We start from the raw sequence: 22,550 nt of genomic DNA on the forward strand, positions 1-22,550 counted from the left end.
AGTATTAGCTTATTTTAATAATTAATAAAATTATTTAGAGGAGATATATAAATGCAAATAAAGATTATTTGAACTGAAAAAAGAGCCATTTACTCTAAACTAGTTAGTTTTCAAAGTAATATCTTTTGTGAGTAGTAAATATCAATCTATTTTATTTAATAGAAATATAAATCTCTATTTCATCTTCTTTCTCATATTTTTCAAAATCAAAATTATAAGATCTTTCATATTCACAATTTTCAGATGCAAAATAATTCCATATATCTTTCCATGTTTCAATTACTACTTCTGGAATCTCACCTTCTTTTGAAAATACTAAATATTTATCTTTTGGTATTGTTATTGCATTTTTAGGTTTTGTAACTTCTACACCAATTGTATAATCATAATCTGAATTTACATCATTTTCATACTTATTATAAACTCCGTACATTGCCATTGATTTTGCTTTATTAAAAGTCTTTTTTTCAATATTTTCATCTAAATATTTTTGGCATAAATCTGGAATTTTTGCTTCTTGTTCATCTAATTCTATTTTATTATTTGTTCTTACTGTAAGACCTGATACATAAAATTTGTCTACATATTTTACTTTCATATTAATTCCTTTTATTCCTATATTTTATATTGCATTGGCTGATAATCCAAGCTTTTAAAATGCTTTTGTTTACCACTTTTTTCAAAACCCAAATTTTCATAAAAAGGTATTGCATATAAAGAAGCATTGATTTTCATATTTGTTATATCCATATTTGTTTTTACACATTCAAAAAGTTTTTTTGCAATTCCTTTTTTATGAAATGATTCATCAACAAAAAGATGAAAAAGTTTGTTTTTTTCTTTTATAGTTATAAATCCTACAATTTTTTCATTTATTGTATAAATATAATGTTTATAACTCTTATCTTTTAATCTTTCTTCAAAAGTATTTTCGCTAATTTCGTCTTTAAACCAAGAAGGAGTAATATCTTCAAAAAGATATGATAATAAACTTGTAACTAAGATGCTTAACTCTTTTGCATCTTTTAATTTTGGTCTTCTTATAAACTCATTAGTTAAAGGAAGATTTTTTGACATTTGACTAAAACCTTCAAAAGATTGTAAATTATTTATTACAACTTCCAGTGGTTTATCATATATTTGGGCTAAGTCATATTCGTTATCTTTTAATTCAAAAGCTAATTTTTCAATAGGTGGATTAAATTGTGCATCAACACCTTTTTTATTTCCTCTTGGATCAATACGATACCAACCATATTTTTTTAGATATACTGCATTTAATCCATGCAAACCATATATATTGTTAAAACTAACAATTTGATAACAAAATCCAGTGGGAATATTATTTGCTCTTAAAAGTGCTGCTAAAAGATGAGATTTTGCATAACACCATCCTGTTTTATATTTTAAAACCTCACTTGCTTTGCATGTTGTCACTTCTGCTTTTATATCACCACTGTGAGCTATTTCATCTCTTACGTATTTAAAACAATTTTCAATAATTTGTTCATCTGTTGTACAATCTTTTGATAAAATTTTAGCTAATTTTTCTATCTTTTCATTTTTATAATCAACTATAAGAGTCTGTTCTAAATAGTTTTTAAAATCCATTAATATTTTTCCTTTTAATAAAAAATTATTCTATTATTATTTTTTTAATCTTCACAAAATATCATTTTAGTAAAATTATTTCACTTTTAGTAGTTTTATTATTTGCTATTGCAATTGTAATTTTTGCAACAAAAGTAGCAATGGGACAATAACTTAAAAGTATTGCCCTATTTTATTCATACCTTATATTAAAACCTTCCTCTTCTTTTGGTTCTTGAAAATATTTTGTAATCGCATCAAAAGTTGCTTCATCTATTAAAGGGGCATCTTTTGGTAAATTTTTATTTCTTTTTTTTAACTGCTCTTTACACACATCATCACTTCTTTTAACATAATACATAATATGCTCAACATTTGCTGTTTCAAATATATCTTTAAACCATTGCCTTTGTGAAATAGTATTTGCAGGAAAATCTAAAACAACTTCATTTCCTTTTTTTAAAAGTTCTATAATATATTCATACATCATATCTTTTAATCTTTTTGAATACTTTACATAATCTTCAATGTTTTTTATTTCATCTGGATATAACTTTTTCAAAAGTTCATCTTCACTTAAAAAAATTGCATTATTTTCATTTGATATTTTTGTTGATAGTGTTGATTTACCTGCTGCCATTTTTCCACACATAAAATGTAATCTATTATTCATATAATTCCTTTTATAAACGAAATGACAAAATATAAGATGAAAGTATATCTATAACATCTATATAATCTTTTACATTTCCTGTTGCTTTTGCAGAAAGTATAGCACCTTCTAAAGTTGAAACAATATAAAGTGCTAACTTTGCAGTATCACATTGTTTCATCTCATTTTTTTCAACTGCTTTATCTAAAATATTATTTATATTTTTTCTAAAAGTTTGATATATCTCTTTCATCAATATTTTAAAATCATCATCTAAATTTGACATCTCTTGAATTACAGTTGCAATTGGACAACCTAAATTAAAATCTCTTTGTTTAACATCTTTTATACTTTTTATAAAAGCTTCTAAATAGTTTGATTCTAATTGTAAAATTGCACTATATCTTTGAGAAAACCTTTCATATATTTTCTCTTTTATTGAAACAAGTGCTAACTCTTTTTTATTTGCAAAGAAGTGATACATTGAACCTTTATGTACTTTTGCATTTTTTAAAATTGTTGTAAGAGAAGCTCCTTGATATCCTTTTTTATATATTTCGTCAAATGATGAATTAATTAGATTTATTCTTGTATTATTTTCCATAAATTAATTATAGCATGTTAGAGTTGACAAAACAGTCAAGTAAAAATTATATTATTACTTTTCTAATCTCACTTATCTCATCAGGAGTAGTCTCACAACATCCTCCAATAACTCTAGCACCTTTTTCATACCAAAGATATGCTAGCTTTGAAAACTCTTTTGATGATAATTCACCTTTTTCCCACTCTTTAGTTATAGGATTATATCTAGAGCCTCCATTTGGATAAATTACAATTGGTTTAGTTGATACTTCTTTTATATTTTTTATTAATTTTAAAATATATTGAGGTGCAGTACAATTCACTCCTAAAGCATGTATAAATTTATGATTTTGCAAATAACTCATGCATTTTTTTATGTCATCATTTGCATTAGTTTTAAAGCCATCTTTTGCACTAAATGTCACCCATGCAGGAATTTTACAATCAAGTTCTTCTAATAAATCGCAAATAACACTGGCTTCATAAAAAGAAGGAATTGTCTCTATTGCTAAAATATCTGGATTTGTTTTTATTATTATTATTTCTAATCTTTTTTTATGAAACTCTTTTAGACTCTCTTTTGAGATTTTATAATCACCACTATATTCAGAACCATCTGCAAGATATGCACCATAAGGTCCTATTGAAGCAGCTACAATTGGCTTAATTCTAGTGTTTTTATTTTGAGTATTTTGCCAAAATTCATCTACTGTTTCTTTTGCTATTTCTATTGATTTTTTTATAAGTTCTTTTGCTCTTTGAGAAGTGAAGCCTTTTTGTATAAAACCTTCAATACTTGCTTGATAAGATGAAGTAATAATACAATCTGCACCAGCTTCTAAATATTGTCTATGCACTTGCGATATAACTTCTATATTTTCATCCAAATATTTTGCAGACCATAATTTATCATTTACATCATATCCATTTTTTTGAATTTGTGTGCCTAAAGCACCATCAAGAATAACTGCTTTTTGTGTTTTTAAAATTTCATCAATTATCATATTTTTCTCTCCTTTTTAGATTATATCATTTTGAACTTGACAAATTATTCAATATATTGTAATATTTTATTTGACCTATAAGTCAAGTAATAACAAGGAGTTATAATGCCACTAATAAAAACATATGAAAAAGAAGAAGCAACGGGACAACTTCTTGAACTATATGAAGAACTTATAAAAGTAAGAGGGAATGTAGGGAATAATGCTAAATTATTTAGTTCTAGTCCTGAATTATTAAGACAACAATTGGATTTTATCAAATATTATGCAACACATGAAACTTTGTCTATGGCTTTACTTGCAAGTATAAGAGTATGTGTTTCAAATCAAGAACAGTGTAGATTTTGTATTGATTTTAATTCTGCACTTCTTATAAATAAAGCTGATTGGACAGAGGAAGATATTGATAGCTTAAGAAATAATACTTATAGTAAAAAACTATCAAAAGAAGAAAATACACTTTTAAAATTTGTAGTTGATTCTGTAAAAGATTCTCATTCAGTTGATGAAGATATTATAAATGAACTAAAAATGCAAGGTTGGAGTGACAAAGATATGTTAGATGCACTAAACCATGGTGCTAGAATGTATGCAACAGATATACTTTTTAATAGCTTTAAAATAGAAGATTATCAAGGCTAATGAGTAAATTCATTAGCTTTTTTTAGAATATCTGTTTTTCCATACTAAAATTTACTAACTCTATATTATTTCTTTCAACTTTATTCTTTTTTATTTGTTTAAAACCAAACTTCTCAAAAAATGGTTTTGCAGTGATACTTGCATCTACTCTTAATAAAGTTTGTTCATTCTCTTTTGCTATTTTAAAAATATTATTTAAAAGCATTTTTCCTACACCACAACCTTGATATTCGTGGTGTACATAAAAACAATCAATATAATCCTCATAAAACTCAGCAAAGCCTACAAGTTTTTCATCCATTATCGCTAAATAAGGTCTTGTTTTACTTAATCTTTCTTCCCAAGCTTTATAATCAATATTTAAATTTGCCCAAGCATTTAACTGTTCACAAGTATAGTCTTTGTTGCATGTTTTATGAATGGTATTTGTAAATAGCAAGGGGAGCTCTTTTTTATATTTTTCATTATATTTAATTATTTGCATTTTTTATTTTTTCTATATTACTCAGTGCGATTTTTAAATTTTTAACTATTTGTTCTTTTAAATTATATGAACTTACTTTCCCTCTATTTTTAGATACATAATCTTCAAGTCTTTTTATTAGTTCTTTTAAAAAAATTTCTTCTTCAAATAATATTTCTTTTCCTTGGTAATATCTATCTTTTAAAATTCCACCAAAATAATGCATAGTTAAACCATCTGTTTTTATAAGTGCATTAAATAAGTCATCAATATTTATATAATTTAATATTGGTATATTTTTATAATCAATAAATCTAACATCATTTTTACTTTCTAATAAATCAAGAAGTATTTGTGTATCTTTTTCTTTTATTGCTAAAATGATTTTTTCTGAATCTTCTTTTTGCTTTAAAATCTTTTTTTCTTCCAAAACTTCATTTATATAACTTTTCAATCTTTCAAAATTTTCACTTTCAAAATATGCAATATTTTCATAATTCCTATCTGTATTTGCTCTATTCTTTATAAAATATATTTTTTCTAGATTGAGACTCTTTTCATCAAATAATACATTAAAATTTGTATTTATTAAATCAAAAAGTTTTTCAATTTCAATATCTAATAACCCTTTTTCTTGAAAAAATAACAACAATGATGATACAAATTTAAAATGTTTATAATCCTTATATTCATTAGATTTAAATCTTTCAAATACATCTTCTAATAAGAATTTAAACTCATCATCTGTTAAATTATAAAAGTAGCTTAATTTTTTCCATGAAGGAGTGTTTTTATCAATATAATATTTACTATTTTTTAAAGCTTTTTCAAGTTTATCTTTTTGAATATTTGAATTAATCAATATTTCTTTCCATTGACAAATAGGAATAATTACATAACAATTATCATCAAGTTCATATTTTTTTAAAGAGGGTAATTCTTCTTTCTTTTTAACAGAAAAAAATAATAAAGAATTAGAGTTTTTTTCATCATTAAACAAATCTAAAACTTCTTTATTTCCTTGTTTAATTTCAAATGAAAATAGAAAAAACCAATATAAAATATCATTAATCATCTCTTCTTTTTCATAATATTTTTTTAAAACTTCATCATAAAACCTCTCAAAATCAAATAAGCTTTGTCTTAAGATTCTTAAATTATTAGACTTTGATTTTTTAAAAAGTTCTAATATTTTTGATTTTTCTTTTTCTAAAACATCTTCTTTTACTCTTATTTCTTTTTTAAGCTCACTTAAAAAACTATCATAAGCTAAATCAGAATTTGTTTTAAATTCAAAAGTTTTTCCAATAAGTTTTTCTTTTATATTTTTATATTTGTCTATTTTTTCAAGTTCTTCTTCATTTGCTATTAATATTACTTTGTATGATTGATGTTCAACAAAAAAGTTTATGTACCCAAGCAAATCAATAATATTTATACCACTTCTTTCCAAGTCATCAAATATTAAAATATAATCTTTAGTATTTAATAAATCTTCAGGCTTAAAATTAGGTATTTGAACACTTACATTTCCATCAGCTTTCCCATCATCATCTAAATCAATTTTTAATGTACCTTTTAAAAGTTGTTTAGCAATCTTTCCTGCAAAAATAGTCTTTTTATTGTAAAGTTTTGGATGTATAGTTTCTAAAAACTTAGTCTCAATTTCATCATACGAAGTTACTCCATATAAACTAACATAAATATATTTTTGTTCACTATTATCTAATTGATTTTTATATTTATTAATAAAATGTGTTTTCCCACTTCCCCATTTTCCTTTTAAAAGAACTGCGTATTGGGGATTTGTAAGTTTTATATAATAATCTAAAAATTCATTAATGTGTTTATTGGGCATAATTCACCTCTTTATTCAAGTTTTTTATTATATCTAATTCTTTTTTTCAACCCTAAACCCATAACTTTATCATCTGTCTTTTTTGTATCTTCAAGTATTTGAGTGAGTAGTTCAAAGGCTGTTTTGATATGTTTAGTATTTTCTATTGTTTGATTTTTATTTAGTTTCAAATCTTCTTTTAGATTTTTTAACTCTATTACTATATCTTTGTAAGTAAGTGCAAACTCTCTAAGCTTTGTAAAGGTTCGCATGATATTTATAGTTACATCTGTGGCAACTTTGCTTTTTAGTACAGTTGCAAGCATATAGACGCCTTGCTCGGTAAAAGCGTATGGTATAGCTCTTGTTTTAGAAAACTTTGTGGTCACAAATTGTGACCGCAAAACTTCAAGCTCTTCTTTTGTAAGTTGAAACATAAAATCATATGGAAAGCGATCGATGTTTCTTTTTACAGCTTGGTTTAAAACTTTTGTTTCAACTTCATAAAGTGAAGCCAAATCACTATCTAGCATCACTTTTAAACCTCTTATCTCATATATTTTATTTTCTATAAAATTAGTTGGTAAGTTTTCCATAGAATTACTCCATAATGAATATAAAGTAATTCTATCAATATTTTTTATAAATAATAAAAAATATTACATAATGTAATTAAATCTAAAAGTTCTTAATCAAGTCCATATAAACATCAGCTAAGCCCTCTACTTCTTTAACTGTTGTTCTTTCCCCTACACTATGAATAGTATCATTTATAACACCAAATTCAATAGCTTCTATTCCAAATGCTCCGAAATATCTAGCATCACTTGTTCCACCTGCTGTTGAGTGTTTTGTAGTTACGTTAAGGATTTTTTCAATAGAGTTTTCCATAGCTTTTACCACTTTTGATTCTTTATTTGTTACAAAAGGAAATGAGCCTTGTGTAGTTCTAAAGTCATACTCTAAACCTTCTAAGTTTTTATGTATGAAGTTTTCTACATCTTCTCTTTTTGTATTTGTTGAGTTTCTTACATTGAACATAAGTTTTAAATCTGGTGGTGTTACATTTGTTACTTGCATTCCACCTCTAATATCTGTGATTACCATCTTGCTTGGTGCAAAATATTCATCACCATTATCAAGATTATGTCCTGCTAGTTTTGGTAAAATTTCTGCAAAATTGTGTACTGGATTTATACATTTTTCTGGATATGCTGCGTGACCTTGCTTACCTTTTATAGTGATATATCCGTTTATACTTCCTCTTCGCCCTACTTTAATAGCATCACCAAAAACATCTTCACAAGTAGGTTCTGCAACTACTGCATATTGAGGAATAAAATCTATCTCTTTTAAGTGTTCAAGCATTTTGATAGTTCCATAAGTTCCTTCGCCCTCTTCGTCACTTGTCATCAAAATACTTAGCGTTCCATCAAAATCAACGGCGTGTTTACAAGCATATAAAAAAGCAGCATCTCCACTTTTCATATCTTGTGTTCCACGTGCTGTAATTACTCCATCTATAATATCAGCAGCAAAAGGATCAACATCCCATCCTTCACCTACTGGAACTACATCAATATGTCCGGCAAAACATAAGTGTTGCTTTTTGTCATTGAATTTTTTATAAAAAAATCTATTTTTTACACCTTCCATATCAACTTTGATACAATTCCAAGTATCTCCAAGATACTCCTCAATAAAATCAAAAGCTCCATCATCATCTGGTGTAAGCGATTTAAATCGTAATAATTTTTGAAATAACTCTATAACTGTCAAATCCTCTCCTTTTATCTGCGCAATTCTATCAAATACTAGATAAAAGAAAAAAGCATTTTAACACTTAAAGATACTAAAAGTAGAGAAAAAACTCTTTTTACAATCCCAACAGGTAAACTATGAGCAAGTTTTACTCCAATTGGTGCAGTAAAATAACTACAAATTGCAACAAAGAAAAAAGCTGGTAGTGAAACATATCCTAAAGTATAATTTGATAAATCTGTGTTACTCCAGCCATTTATAATAAATCCTATTGTTCCACTAACAGCTATAGGAAAACCTATCGAAGCACTTGTTCCTATTGCTTTTCGAATATCAACATTTTGCCAAATAAGATATGGAACAGTCAAAGAACCACCACCTATTGAAACCATTGCAGAGATTGCACCAATAATTGTTCCTGCAGTGAATTGACCCTTTGAATCAAGAAGTTTTCTGCTTGGTTTTGGTTTTTTATTTATAAACATTTGAATTGATACATATGCCATAAATATGGAAAAGAAAATAGCTAAATAAAATGAGCTTAGAAGTGAAGCTAAAAAAGTAGCCAAAAAAGTACCTATGATTATTCCTGGAGTCATCATTTTAAATACACTCCAAAGAACAGCACCTTTTTTATGATGTGCTCTAAAACTTGAGAATGAAGTAACAATAATTGTAGCCATTGATGTTCCAAGAGCTAAATGGATTATATTTTCAGAATCCATTCCTTGCATTGCAAAAATTGTAACAAGAGAAGGCACGATAATACCTCCTCCACCAATTCCAAGAAGTCCTGCTGCGATGCCAACAAAACAACCAAGAAGAATATAAAGTAAAAGTGATTCAATTCCTATCATAATTAGTCCTGTAAATTATAAAGAAATTTTATCACTTCGTTTCTTACATTATGCTACAACTGCATTAGCAAATTTTACAATATAAAAACCACCGACCATTAACCATGCAAAAAGAATAATTGCTAAATATACAGGTTTTGCTCCAACATTTTTAAATTTATCAATGCTTGTTTCCATACCAAGTGCTGACATTGCCATTGTTAATGCAAAAGTATCTAAACTATTGATTGTAGATACTGCTTCTTGAGGTAAAAAACTAAAAGAATTAAAACCAACAACTACAATAAACATAACTGCAAACCATGGTATTGTAATTTTTGATGCTTTATTTTTAGTTTTATCTTTTACGCTTTTTGCTAACCAAATTGATAAGAAAATTAAAAATGGTGCAATCATCATCACTCTTATCATTTTTACAACAATAGCATTTGAACTTGCAACAGGTCCAACTGCATTACCTGCAGCAACAACATGTGCAACTTCATGTATAGTTCCACCAATATATATTCCCATTGATGCTTCATCTAAAGGAATAAAACCAGCTTTAAATAAAAATGGATATAAAAACATTGCAATTGTTCCAAATAGTACAACAGTTGATACTGCAATTGCACTTTTGTATGGTTTTGCATTGATTACAGGTTCTGTTGCTAAAACTGCTGCAGCACCACAAATAGAGCTACCTGCTGTTGTTAAGATAGTTGTATCTCTATCAAGTTTAAGTATTTTTGTTCCAACTATATAACCAATAATAAAAGTTAATGATACTATTAATGCACTAACTAAAATACCTCTTAATCCAACTGTTTCAATACTTTGAAATGTAAGTCTAAACCCATAAAAAACGATACCAGTTCTTAAAATTGTTTTAGTAGAAAATATTATTCCTGGTTGCCACTCTTTAGGTAATTTATTTCTTAATGTATTTGCATATATCATCCCTAAAACAATACCAATAATTAAGGGACTTATTCCTATAGATTTAAATACGTGAAAATCAGAAAGAAAAGTTGCAGCACATGAAAATAAGGCTACAAATAAAATACCACTTAAAGTATTTGCTCTATTATCTTTTGTAAACATATTAGTCCTTCTTTAAATATGAATTGAAGTATAGCACTCTGCTTTTAATTTGTAAAATATATTATTTTTATTATAATAATAAATATTTTTAATAAGGAGTATATTTTGACACTTAAAGAACTTAACTTTTTTTATAAATTATGTGAAAACCCATCAGTTGGTCAAGTGGCTAAACAGATGAATATCAGCCAATCAGCAGTATCGTTAGCTATCAAATCACTTGAAAATGACTTAGAAGAAGTGTTATTTGATAGAGTAGGAAAAAAATTAATATTAAATGAAAGAGGAAGATATTTCAAAAATATGACACATGAACATTTTTTATATCTATATGATTCTAAAAATATATTCCAAAAAAACAAAATTGCTGGTACTTTAAATATTGCAGCTAGTAAAACAATTGCAAACTTTATAATGCCAAATATTTATTTTAAATTTTTATCAAAATATAAAAATGTATCATTAAATATAAATTCAGTAAACTCTTCAATAATTATAAACAAAATATTAAATGGGGAGTTAGATATAGGTCTTATTGAAGCACCGTGTGACAATGCAAATATAATAAAAGAAAAGATAATTGAAGATGAACTTATAATTGTAACAAGTGATAAAGATGCTAAAAAAGAAGCTTATATCGATACAATAAATAAAAAATGGATATTAAGAGAGAGTGGCTCAGGAACAAGAGATACTTTTATAAAAAGATTAGGCAATTTAGCAAATAACTTAGATATTTTTATGGAACTTTATGAATTTGATGAAATAAAAAAAATTTTAGTAAAAAATAAAGATACGGTAACTGCTATTTCAAAAGTTGCAGTAGAAGAAGAGTTAAGAAATAAAACACTTTTTCAGATCAAATTAATAAACATAGATTTTAAAAGAGAGTTTCATTTAATTTATCACAAAAGCAAGACTACAAATTTTCTTTTTTCAACATTTAAAAAATTTATTTTAGCTGAGATAGTTAATAATAAATTCAAATAGACATTATAAATATCACATTTTTATGTGATATAATTTATATAAATAAAAGGATTATTTATGAAAAATAAAAAACTACTTATTATTCTTTTTTCAATTTTGTCTATCTATTCAATTATTGGTTTTATTGCTATTCCAATGATTTTAAAGCCTAAACTTATTGAAATTATAAATCAAAATATTACAAAAAAAGCAACTCTAGAAAAAATTAGATTTAACCCTTTTACTTTTCATGTTACATTAAGAAATTTTAAGATTAAAGACAAAGATAAAACTATCATATCATTTGGTAAACTTTATGTAGATTTTTCTTTGTTTAAATCAATTGATAAAAAGCACATAAGATTTGCATATATTGAGCTTGAAGATCCAGTAATCAACATAATAGAAAATGAAGACTCAAAAATAAATATAATCAATATGATAAAAACAACTTCTAAAAAACAAAAAGAAACAAATACTAAAGATGATAATTCAAATATTATAAATTTTCTAATTTCAAAGACAGAACTAGAAAATGCAACAATAAACTATACAAAACTTAGTAAAACAGAACCATTTTCAATAAAATTAAAAAATCTAAATTACATTTTATATGACTTAGGTAGTTTTAAAAATATGACAGCTTCTCAAACTTTGCATACAATAATAAATGAAAATACATCTTTAGATATGAAAGGTGGATTTAGATTAACTCCATTACAAATCTATGGAAATATTAGTTTAAAACAGTTAAAACCATATGAAATACTTCCATATAAAAAAAACATGTTAAATTTTCAAATAAATAAAGATGCAAATATAGATTTAAATCTTGGATATCAAGTTAATATGAACAAAGAACTAAAAGTTAAAATCCAAAAACTAAATTTAGATGTAAAAAATATAAATATTACTCAAAATAATAAATCACAAATTAAATTAAAAAATTTCAATCTAAAAAATTTAGCACTTTATTATCCACAACAAAAAGTAAATATAAATAGTGTAAATCTTAATGATTTTTATTCAAATGTAATCATTAATAAAGATAAATCAATTAATCTTCAAACTTTAGTAAAAGAACAAGAAAGTAAACTAAAAAAGAAAAAAGAAACAACAACAACAAAAACAAAACCTTGGAATATAAATATTAAAAATATTAATCTTAATAATACAAATTTGGCGTATTCAAATAAAATAAGTAGTGATAATCTAGAAATTGCCAATTTAAATATAAATACTAAAAATCTAGAATTTAAAAATAATAACTTGTATCTAAAATCATTTAATATTAAAGATCCTAAAATTACATATAAAAATAAAAAAAACTTACTTTATGCTACTATAGATAAAGCAAACTTAGACATTAACAACTTCAATTTTAAAAATAATAATATATACTTAGATAAAGCATTTTTAAACAACAAAAGTCTAAATTTTAATGATAAAAAAAATCATCTAAAAGCAAATATATCAAATCTAAACATTTCTGCAAATAATATATCTAAACAAAACAATGATATTGATATAAAACAACTAACTTTAAATAAAAAATTCTTTGCATTTATTGATAAAAATAAAAATCAATTTCAAGCTAAAAACTTAAATGTTATAGTTAAAAATCTTGCTTATAAAAACAATATTCTTTCTTTAAAAGAATCAATTGTTAAAAATCCTTATGTATCAATATCACTTGCAAAAAAAGATAATACAAAACAAACTAATAACAAAACAAAAAAAGACTCTACACAAGTTACTAAAAAAGATTCAAAAGAGGGTCTAGTATTAAACTTAGGACCAATGAAAATATCAAATGCTAAGTTGCTTTTTGAAGATAAAAACTTGCCAATTCCATTTAAAACATTGATTTCAAAATTAAATGGAGCATTTAGTGAACTTAATTCATCAAATCTAAAACCAGCAACTTTTAATGTCGAAGGAAAAGTTAATAAGTATGGTTATACAAAAATAACAGGTTTAATAAATGAACAAAATATCAAAGAGCTTACAGATGTAAATATGATATTTAAAAATATTGCAATCAAAAATTTTACACCATATTCTAGCAAATTCGTAGGTAGAGAGATTGCAAATGGTAAGTTGGATTTAGATTTAAAATATAACATCAAAAAATCTAATTTAAAAGCAAAAAATAAAATCATAATAAGTAATATAAGATTAGGTAAAGAAGTAAAAAGTAAAGACGCAGTATCTTTACCACTTGAACTTGCAATTGCGCTACTTGAAAACAAAGATGGTGTAATTGATTTAGATATTCCAATTACAGGAAATGTAGATGATCCTCAGTTTGCAATTGCACCTATTGTGTGGCATGCTTTTACAAACTTAATAATCAAAGCGGTAAGTTCACCTTTTAATTTATTAGCTTCATTACTTGGTATAGAACCAGATAAAATAAAATCAATCGATTTTATTTTTGCTGAGCATAGACTTCTTGACTCAGAAAAAGAAGCATTAGATAATATTGCAAAAATATTAATAAAAAGACCAAATCTTGCAATAAAAATAAACCCAGCAATTACAAAAGAAGATAAAGCTAAATTACAAGAATTAAAAGCAGAAAAATTAATCAATGATAAAATGAAAAATTCCGTTGAAAAAAACAAATATCAAGTAGCTCTTGAAAGTATTTATTTATCATATAAAGACTCAAAAAATTTAGATGAAATAAAAAAACTATTCATTAACGATGATGAAAAATTAGATATAACAGAATATCTAAAATATCTAAAAAATAAAATCTCTTTAAAACAAAACATAACAAAGGAATCTATACAAGAACTTACAAATGCTAGAATAAAAAATATAAAAGATTATCTAATAATTGGCAAAAAAATATCAAATAATAAGATAATTATTGAAAAACAAAAAACAAATGATACAAATAAAAACTTTACAAAATATGAACTTGAAGTTAGTGTTGCTAAGAAGTAAAAATTGCTAGAATTATAATTTTTACTTATTTATGTATTATTTGATTGACTTATATTATTTTTTAGGTTATTATTCTAAATCGCTTTTATAATATCTATTATAAGGAAGTTTATGAATAAAATTTTATATATATTTATTGCATTATTTATAAGTGCAATATCATATGGAGTATATAAAGAAGTTACTAAAGTAAAAACAAAAATTATAAGATTAGATTGCCAAAAGAAAACCACTACGTTTGAAAAATTATATGATAATCAACAATTAAAAAAAGCCCAAAAATTACTTTTTAATAATTCATATAACTTAATTACACAAATAGAATATTCAAAATATATGAAAAGCAAGTTAATAAATCATTTTTCAAAAGATAATTTTATAAAAATCATAAATAATTCAATAAAAGAACAAATAAAATCTCAAAAAAAACCAACTGAACAAAAGCTTACGATTAAAGCATATTTATATGAAAATGATAAAAAAGATATAAATAAAAAAAGTGCCAAATCAAAACTTTTTGAAGGATATGTACTTATTGAATTTATCTTAAATAATAAAACATTATATAAAATTCAAACTGATTATATGAATAATAGTTCAACGGATATAAAACAAAGAATTGATTGTGCTATTAAGTCATTTATCACGTTAAATAGTCATTGAACTTTTAATCTTTTTTTATTAAATTATATGTAGGGAAAGGAATACTAATATTATGCTTTTTGAAAGCTTCATAAATAGCTAAGTTTACTTTATATTGTGTTTCAAAATATACTTTTGTATAAACCCAATATCTAACTTCAATATTAATAGAAAAATCACCAAACTCTTTGATTCCTATTTGTGCTTTTGCTTCTTGAGAAACATCATCTTTAAAATCATTTAATACTTTTGTTATTACTTCAATTGCTTCTTTTGGATCACAAGAATAATCAATTCCTACAACACTTTCAACAACTCTATATTCAAAAGAATTTACTAAAACTTCACCAATAATATGTTTGTTTGGAATTGTTATAATCTCACCATCTTCTGTTGAAAGAACTGTATATGCAAGTTTAATTTCTTCTACAACACCACTAACACCCTCAACACTTATTGTATTTCCAACAACAAATGTTCTTCCAATTATTATAGAAATACCTGCTCCATAATTTGACAAAGTTCCTTGCAAGGCTAATCCAGCTCCAAGTGATGCAGCACCAATACCTGCAATAAATGGAGTTAATGTAATACCTAATTTTCCAACTGCAATTATTGTAACACCTATAATCAAACCAAATTTAACTATATTTACAATAAATTTAGTCAATGTCACATCAAGATCATTTCTTTTACACAAAGAATCAACTGCATTTGAAATTTTAATTGAGAAAAACCATCCAATAACAAATACAATAATTGCACCAAGTATTTGAAAACTATAATTAACAAAAAATTCAATAATTATATTATAAAACTGTTGCAAACTTTGTAATTGTTGTTCCATTATTTTTCCTTACAATTAAAATACTTTTATGCCACATCCATTATAAAAAAGGATGTGATAAAGTATATCTTTTTATCCATAAGATTTAAATTTAATAGACACTTTATAAGCAGTAATAAAATATAATAATCATTAAAAAATTAATTGTTTTTAAGCTTTTCTAAATAATTTATAATATCTTTAGCCTCATTTTGTTGTTTTGCAATTTCTAAACATAAAGAAACATCTGCACCATTTTCTATAAAAATTTCTACTTTTTTGTGTTCTATTTCTCTAGGTTTTTTTTCATATGAAATAAAACCAACTTGTCTTTCACCAACAAATTCCATTGTTTTTATATACATTAAAAGCGCAGGTTCAATATTTTTATGATAATTTATATCTAAGCCCATTTCAACAAGTTTTATAAGCATATTTTTAAACACTTCATTAGGTATATCTAAGTTTACAATTTGATGTAAAACTGTAAAATTAAATTCATTTACTTTATTTGGTTCAAGATTTCCTGAATTATATAGTTTATTTACAAAATATCTATCGCTTGATAGGCTTGCATAATAAAGAGGTAAATTTCCTTTTGAACAAGCCTGATTAACATCAGCATCAAAATTAATTAAAGTATCAAAGATTTCCCTATATCCATAATCTATGGCATATATAAGAGCTGTTGCTCCATCATCGCTTACTAAATTTATGTCTGCTTTTGCATTTACTAAATCAGTAATTATTTTACTTTTTATTGTCTCAAATCTAAAATCCAAATCATAACTATATTTACCTAATACAGCAAAATGTATTGCACTTTCATTGTTTTCATTAACATGATTTACATCAGCACCTCTTTGTAATAATTCTTTTAATACATGAGTTGTTCCCACATTTGCAGCAACCATCAAAGGTGTCATTTGATCACTATCAAACTGTTCTATATCTACACCTAAGTCAAGTAATGTTTTTATACTATCAAGTCTTTGCAATGGATCAATAAAAGAGTAATTGGCGATTGCTTTATGTAAAGCAGGACAATTATCAAAACCACCTACAATATGAATATTTGCACCTTTATTAGCAAGCCATCTTAAAACTTTTGCATGACAACTCATAGCAGCATTTAATAAGATAGTAGAATTCATACTATTTTTATACTCTAAATCAAAAGGTTCTTTTTCCCAACAATAGTCTAAATATTCAACAATAAGTTTATCATCATGCAAAAATCTAACTATTGAATGAATAGAAAATTCATTAAAACACTCTTTTACTGGTTTTATCAAACTTCCACCATATTTATAAAATAAATCATATAACTCTTTATTTAATCTATTTTCATTTTTTGCTCGAATGAAAATAGAATGTCCTTTGGCATATCTTTTATCATTATGTTCAAATTTATAAGCCAAATTAATATCAGCACCATTTTCTAAAAGAATTTGTATAGCTTTAAAATATTTATTATTTTTATCTAAATCTTTAGCTAATTCGGCAAGACATAATAATAATGTTCCTTTTGATAAATATTCCCCTAGAGTATCATCTTCTATTTCAAAAATATAATATCTATTTATATTATTATCTTTTTTAATGATTTTTTCAAAAATCTCTAAAGAATAGAATCTTGACTTAACAATATCTAAAGTAATAGGTTCAATCTCATTGTATGCTTTTATAGTAGGATAAGTTTCTAAAACATAATAAATAAACTCTTCAGATAAATAATTTTCAAAAGCTAAATGTATAATATTTGCATTTGATTTTTCACCAAATCTTTCATAATAATCTTTTCTTTCATAATATGGATTTATTTTAATGATCTCTTTTAATAAAATATCTTTTTTAAGATATTTTATTGCATAATAAATAGACTCTTCATCTTTAATTTCAATATTATTTTCAAAAATATAATCAATAAGTCTAAACTCATTTTCAATACAAAAAATAGCAAAAAAAGAAATAAGTTCATCTTCAAATTTTTTATCTTTTGTTTCATATTTAACTTGAGTATTAATATTTAAACCTGAATTAATAAGCAGTTGTAAGACTTCTCTTTTTTTAACTACACTATTTAAATTTATATGTTCTTTATAAAAATAATTAATTACCCCTTCTTTTTCATTATTTACAAAATTTGTATTTGCATTAAATGATAAAAGAAGTTCTATTAAAGGAATATTATATTCACTAATTGCATGAAATAGAGCACTATTTCCACCATATTCAATCTTTGCACCATTTTCTAATAAAAATTTGGCAACACAAATATCTTTTCCTATAAATAAATTTTTACAAACTATAAATAGTGTATTTTTATCATCACTCACAGTAAAATTTATATCAGCTTTTTTTGAAAGAGCTATTTGTAATAATTCAACCTTTTCATTCTCTTTTAATCTAGTATTTATAACAATCTGATATACAATATTTTTATGACTTAAATCATCATACTCTTGCATATAACTTTCTATTCTTGATTTTACAAATAAACATAAAAAGTCATCTATATTTTTACCTTGGCTTTTAATAGAATCTATAATATATTCTAAATCTTTTATAGTTAGCATATTATTTATTATATAAGTATAATCAGAAAAATCTGCTCCTAATAAAATCAACTCTTTTAAAGATCTAGTATCACCAACATTAATAGCTTGTTTTACTAAATTATTCCCTTCTTCATCTTTTATATTTAAATCTAATTTATTTAACCTATTTAACAGATGTAAAGTTTTTGCTTTCGTAGAAGGACTAAGACTAGTGTTTATTAATCTTGAAACAAAATTGATATTTTTTTCTTCATTTAAAGGGCATCCAGCTTGGATTAAAACTTCTAAAACTTCATATTCTCTATTATTAAATACTGCAAATTCTAAAGGTGTGTATTTTTCATACTGCTCTTTTGTATCTTCGTCAATTAAATCTTTTGATATTTTTCTTTCTAAACTATCCATAGGAATATCAAGTTCAATCAAATATTCTATAAAATCTAATGGTGCATTTTCAACTGAGATTGCCATAACAGCACTTTTCCCTGAGATTACTTTATATCCAACGTCAATAAAAGTTTTTAAAACTTCTTTATTACCTGTATTTATGATAGTACTTATTGCACTACCTCCAAGCATCTCTTTTGCATCTTCAAAATCACAACCTAATTCAAAAAGATATTTTATAACTTCAATTCTTTTATTAATCGTTGCATAATATAAAGGCATCTTAAAATTATCATCTGCTTGCCTACAATTAGAACTATTGATTTTTGTTTTTAAAATATTAAAATCATTATATTTTATGATCTCTTCTATAGTTTCTGTATCTTTTATATTATCAATATCAAAAAAGTTTGTACTCTCTTGTTCATTTGAGGTAAGTCCTTTTCCCTCTTTATTTTCTCCAAATAACTTATCTAAAAAGGACATTATAAGCTACTTTCAAGATATGATATTGCTTCAGGAGCTATACCTTCTACATTTTTTACACTATTTAATGCTACTTGAACATCAGAACCTAAATTTATTAATTCATCTGCTAAATCTTTAAGTCCTGCTAAAACAGCAAAAGCTAAAGCATTTCCTCCATCTGGATGTCTTTCATTTATATTAGCACCATTTTCAATCAAAAATTTTGCTACTTCAATTCTTTTGCTTTGATCAATATCTAAATTACTATAACAAGCCCAATGTAAAGGGGTGAAACCAGTTAAATCTTTTTGATTAAAATCATCAAACATATCTTTTATTACATATAAAGCTTTAAGATTTACATAATAAGCTGAAATATGAAGAAGGTCTCTATTATTATATCCTTTTCCTATTTCTATATTTTGAGAAAGGAAGTATTTAAGCATTTTTATACTCTCATCTTCATTTTCTCTTCTAATTGCATAATAATGTATAGATTCATTATATGAATCTATAATATCAATTTTTACACCTTTACTCATTAAACTATTTACATAATACATATCAGCATAACAAATTGCAAGCATAAGAGGTGTTCTACCTTGCATATCTTTTGCATTTAAATCAAGTTCTAATTGTAACAATACATCATAAATCTCTTTTTTACCATAAAGAATACTTAAATGTAAGGCAGGTACAACTTCAGCAGAAGATTTATTTAAATCTAATCCTGCATCTTTTAATAAAGCTAATATTTTTGAATATACTAAATTAGAATTATCTTTATCATCATATGCTTCAACATCAGTCATAATAGCCCTATGAGCAATACCCTCACCTGCTTCATTATAAAAGTTTATATTTGCTCCTGCATCTACTAAAACTCTTGCTACTTCAAAACAACCATAATTTGCAGCACTCATTAAAGGTGTAAACTGTTCAGAATCTATTTGTTCTATATCACAACCTGCATCTATTAAGACTTTTACTGTTTGAGCTCTTAATAATGGATCTATAAAATGAGAATAATTTGAAATTGATTTATGTAAAGCTGGAGAATTATCAAAACCACCTATTACATGAATGTTTGCACCTTTATCAATAATCCATTTTAAAGTTTTTGGTCTATTCATCATACAAGCACCAAGTAAAATATCTGTACCCATTGTATTTTTATGTTCTAAATCTACTTTGTAACCTTTTTGGTCTAAATATTCTAAATATTGTAAACATTTTTCATCACTAATTTGTGTATATCTGTTTATAATAGAATGCATTTGAGATTCATTTAGATTTGAAACAGGTGCATAAGGATCAACATTATTTTGAAGTAAGAAATCTACTACTTTAGATTCAAAATGTTTTGAATATATAGCGTGATTAAGAAATATTCCTCTAGAGCCTAGAGATTTATTTTCATAGTTTAATTTTGTAAAAGGAATTGATAAATCAGCTCCACATTCAACCATTAAAGATAATAACTCTATTTTTTCATCTTCATTAAAACGATTATGATAAGCATCTAATAAAAATATTGGCAAAGAACAAGTTTCAATACCATCTGGTTCACAATAATATAATCTATTTATATTTTTATCAAAAGAAATTATCTTTTTTATTGTATCTATGTTAAACTCTACATTTATTGCTTTTAAAGCCAAAGGATAAGTATCAGAATAAGATTTTACATCAGGAAAATTATCCATAATAAAATTTGTTAAATCTTCTTTATAATTTAAAATAGATAGTTCAAAAATTCCTGCATTAAAACTTTTTTTTCTAACATTACAATATACTTCATTTTCAAATACTACATTTGGATTTTTACAAATAACTTTTTTTGATGTTTCAAAATCTAAATCTCGTTCAATTGCAAATTTCACAACTCTATTGGTTATTTCAAGTTCAGGAAATTTTTCTAAAAGATATTCTATAAACTCTGATTGACATACATCAACAGCAGCTTCCAAAATAGGTGTATAATTTGTACTTGAATTCTGATAATGAGAACTTTTAAGATTAATATCAAGACCATTATCTAATAATAATTCTAACATTGCAATACGTTCTTTTTCATTTGCAAACTTTGCATCTGGTAAAATAATAGAATTTATTGCAGTATTTTCAAAATAATTTACATAATTTACATCAGCACCCTTTTCTAAAAGATGTTTAACTAAATCAATATCATTATCTACAATTGGCACAAAAAGTGCTGATTGTTTTTCACACTCAATCTTACAACCACAATCAATTAAAAAGTCCAATAAAAGTGTATTTTTACCAATTACAAAGTTAGCAGTAAAAGCCCAAAGAGCATTTGTAGGATGTTCTTTATTACTTAACTCATTTATATCTGCACCTTTTTCTAATACAAGTTTTATTAACTCGATTTTTTCTTTATCATGAAATAAATGACTTAATGAGATAGAATGAATAAGCCCTTTTCCTTTTGTATTATCAAGCCCTTGAATATACTCTTTATATGATTTAAAATCTAAAATAGGGCTAATGTATTCCATTTTATTTTGAGGTGATTTTAAGATATATGGAAGAAGTTTTTTAACTTCTCTTTCTCCTAATTTATTAACTAAATGTTCTGCAATTGAATTTACTCTTGCACCTAATTTTATTACAACTTTTAAAAGTTCATAATCTTCTTTATTAAAAAGTCTTGTTGATATGTGAAGCACTTTCTCTTCTTCATTTATATCAAAATCATATTCTTCTACTAATAAAGTTAGAAGTTTTCCTTTTGTTTTAGTATCAATAGTTTCACTATCTGCTATTTCATGAATTAAATAATCATTATTTTGGGGTCTTGATGTTCCAAAATTTCTAAATAAGTATTCAAATACCTCGAAAGAACTTCCTTTGTTTAGTGCCATATTTAAGGGAGTTGTACCATAATCAGATTCTATACTTGCTCCAAATTCATGTAAATATTTAATTATTTCCAACGATGCATTATAAGAAATCACATAAGATAAAATACTTTCACTATCTATAGTCTCTTCTAAAATAGCACCATTTTCTAATAAATATTTTGTTACATCTAAACTTGAAAATTGTAATGCAAAATCAATTGGTCTTTGAAAATTATTATCTTCTTTATTAATATCTTCCATTGGCAATATTTTTTTAACTTTTTTTACATTATTTTTTTTGATAGCTTCTATTAATTCGTCACTTGTTGGCTCTGAATTACTATTCATAAAATTTTTAAAAAATGACATCTAAAACCTTTTTAATTAATTATTTTTGCTAA

18 protein-coding genes are annotated in these 22,550 nt (G+C 24.8%); 4 read left to right on the forward strand and 14 right to left on the reverse strand.

All coding sequences use genetic code 11. From position 1 onward, the window contains the following. Positions 1 to 151: 151 nt before the first annotated feature. The 5 genes from CRU93_RS00005 to mmuM all read right to left on the reverse strand — a co-directional run bounded on the left by CRU93_RS00005 (position 152) and on the right by mmuM (position 3,831). Positions 152 to 598, reverse strand: a complete 447-nt coding sequence (locus CRU93_RS00005) for a GyrI-like domain-containing protein (RefSeq protein WP_129102134.1) — start codon at positions 596 to 598, stop codon at positions 152 to 154. 17 nt (positions 599 to 615) lie between these two features. Next, positions 616 to 1,611, reverse strand: coding sequence for a GNAT family N-acetyltransferase (locus CRU93_RS00010; RefSeq protein ID WP_129102135.1), 996 nt, complete (start codon positions 1,609 to 1,611; stop codon positions 616 to 618). Between the two features lie 172 nt (positions 1,612 to 1,783). Further along, positions 1,784 to 2,263, reverse strand: a complete 480-nt coding sequence (locus CRU93_RS00015) for an ATP-binding protein (protein WP_129102136.1) — start codon at positions 2,261 to 2,263, stop codon at positions 1,784 to 1,786. Positions 2,264 to 2,273: 10 nt separating this feature from the next. Beyond that, complete coding sequence (locus CRU93_RS00020; RefSeq protein WP_129102137.1) at positions 2,274 to 2,846, reverse strand: TetR/AcrR family transcriptional regulator; 573 nt, start codon at positions 2,844 to 2,846, stop codon at positions 2,274 to 2,276. Positions 2,847 to 2,892: 46 nt separating this feature from the next. Continuing rightward, positions 2,893 to 3,831 carry a homocysteine S-methyltransferase gene (mmuM, locus tag CRU93_RS00025; RefSeq protein WP_129102138.1) on the reverse strand — a complete coding sequence of 313 codons (939 nt, stop codon included), beginning with the start codon at positions 3,829 to 3,831 and terminating at the stop codon, positions 2,893 to 2,895. Positions 3,832 to 3,936: 105 nt separating this feature from the next. On the opposite strand from mmuM, the gene CRU93_RS00030 reads away from it, so the two are divergent. Further along, entirely contained in the window at positions 3,937 to 4,473 is a 537-nt protein-coding gene (locus tag CRU93_RS00030) for a carboxymuconolactone decarboxylase family protein (RefSeq protein ID WP_129102139.1), read from the forward strand. Positions 4,474 to 4,495: 22 nt separating this feature from the next. On the opposite strand, the gene CRU93_RS00035 is transcribed toward CRU93_RS00030, so the two are convergent. The 6 genes from CRU93_RS00035 to CRU93_RS00060 all read right to left on the reverse strand — a co-directional run bounded on the left by CRU93_RS00035 (position 4,496) and on the right by CRU93_RS00060 (position 10,474). Further along, positions 4,496 to 4,957 carry a GNAT family N-acetyltransferase gene (locus CRU93_RS00035; RefSeq protein ID WP_129102140.1) on the reverse strand — a complete coding sequence of 154 codons (462 nt, stop codon included), beginning with the start codon at positions 4,955 to 4,957 and terminating at the stop codon, positions 4,496 to 4,498. Next, positions 4,944 to 6,794 carry a P-loop NTPase fold protein gene (locus CRU93_RS00040; RefSeq protein WP_129102141.1) on the reverse strand — a complete coding sequence of 617 codons (1,851 nt, stop codon included), beginning with the start codon at positions 6,792 to 6,794 and terminating at the stop codon, positions 4,944 to 4,946. The genes CRU93_RS00035 and CRU93_RS00040 overlap by 14 nt, the downstream gene beginning before the upstream one ends. 11 nt (positions 6,795 to 6,805) lie before the next feature. Then, on the reverse strand, positions 6,806 to 7,369 hold the full coding sequence (locus CRU93_RS00045) for an ORF6N domain-containing protein (protein WP_129102142.1): 564 nt from the start codon (positions 7,367 to 7,369) through the stop codon (positions 6,806 to 6,808). Between the two features lie 82 nt (positions 7,370 to 7,451). Next, entirely contained in the window at positions 7,452 to 8,552 is a 1,101-nt protein-coding gene (gene dapE / locus CRU93_RS00050) for a succinyl-diaminopimelate desuccinylase (protein ID WP_129102143.1), read from the reverse strand. A gap of 35 nt (positions 8,553 to 8,587) precedes the next feature. Beyond that, complete coding sequence (locus tag CRU93_RS00055) at positions 8,588 to 9,391, reverse strand: sulfite exporter TauE/SafE family protein (protein WP_258238771.1); 804 nt, start codon at positions 9,389 to 9,391, stop codon at positions 8,588 to 8,590. 48 nt (positions 9,392 to 9,439) lie between these two features. Continuing rightward, positions 9,440 to 10,474: a YeiH family protein gene (locus tag CRU93_RS00060; protein ID WP_129102144.1), complete on the reverse strand. Its 1,035-nt coding sequence runs from the start codon at positions 10,472 to 10,474 to the stop codon at positions 9,440 to 9,442. 105 nt (positions 10,475 to 10,579) lie between these two features. Between CRU93_RS00060 and CRU93_RS00065 the strand changes: the two genes are divergently transcribed. The 3 genes from CRU93_RS00065 (at position 10,580) to CRU93_RS00075 (ending at position 15,061) form a co-directional block, all read left to right on the forward strand. After that, the gene (locus CRU93_RS00065; protein WP_129102145.1) at positions 10,580 to 11,464 is read left to right on the forward strand and encodes a LysR family transcriptional regulator; all 885 of its coding nucleotides are present in this window, start codon (positions 10,580 to 10,582) and stop codon (positions 11,462 to 11,464) included. A 57-nt stretch (positions 11,465 to 11,521) separates the two neighbouring features. Continuing rightward, the gene (locus tag CRU93_RS00070; RefSeq protein ID WP_129102146.1) at positions 11,522 to 14,398 is read left to right on the forward strand and encodes a DUF748 domain-containing protein; all 2,877 of its coding nucleotides are present in this window, start codon (positions 11,522 to 11,524) and stop codon (positions 14,396 to 14,398) included. Between the two features lie 111 nt (positions 14,399 to 14,509). Continuing rightward, positions 14,510 to 15,061 carry a hypothetical protein gene (locus tag CRU93_RS00075; RefSeq protein ID WP_129102147.1) on the forward strand — a complete coding sequence of 184 codons (552 nt, stop codon included), beginning with the start codon at positions 14,510 to 14,512 and terminating at the stop codon, positions 15,059 to 15,061. A gap of 4 nt (positions 15,062 to 15,065) precedes the next feature. Here CRU93_RS00075 and CRU93_RS00080 read toward each other — a convergent pair whose 3' ends face one another. From CRU93_RS00080 to CRU93_RS00090, 3 genes are all read right to left on the reverse strand, one after another. Continuing rightward, positions 15,066 to 15,887 carry a mechanosensitive ion channel family protein gene (locus tag CRU93_RS00080; RefSeq protein WP_129102148.1) on the reverse strand — a complete coding sequence of 274 codons (822 nt, stop codon included), beginning with the start codon at positions 15,885 to 15,887 and terminating at the stop codon, positions 15,066 to 15,068. Positions 15,888 to 16,027: 140 nt separating this feature from the next. Beyond that, positions 16,028 to 19,300: an ankyrin repeat domain-containing protein gene (locus CRU93_RS00085; protein WP_129102149.1), complete on the reverse strand. Its 3,273-nt coding sequence runs from the start codon at positions 19,298 to 19,300 to the stop codon at positions 16,028 to 16,030. Continuing rightward, entirely contained in the window at positions 19,300 to 22,518 is a 3,219-nt protein-coding gene (locus CRU93_RS00090) for an ankyrin repeat domain-containing protein (protein WP_129102150.1), read from the reverse strand. The genes CRU93_RS00085 and CRU93_RS00090 overlap by 1 nt, the downstream gene beginning before the upstream one ends. Positions 22,519 to 22,550: the final 32 nt, after the last annotated feature.

Source organism: Arcobacter sp. CECT 8985, from assembly GCF_004116495.1.
GTDB lineage: Bacteria > Campylobacterota > Campylobacteria > Campylobacterales > Arcobacteraceae > Malaciobacter.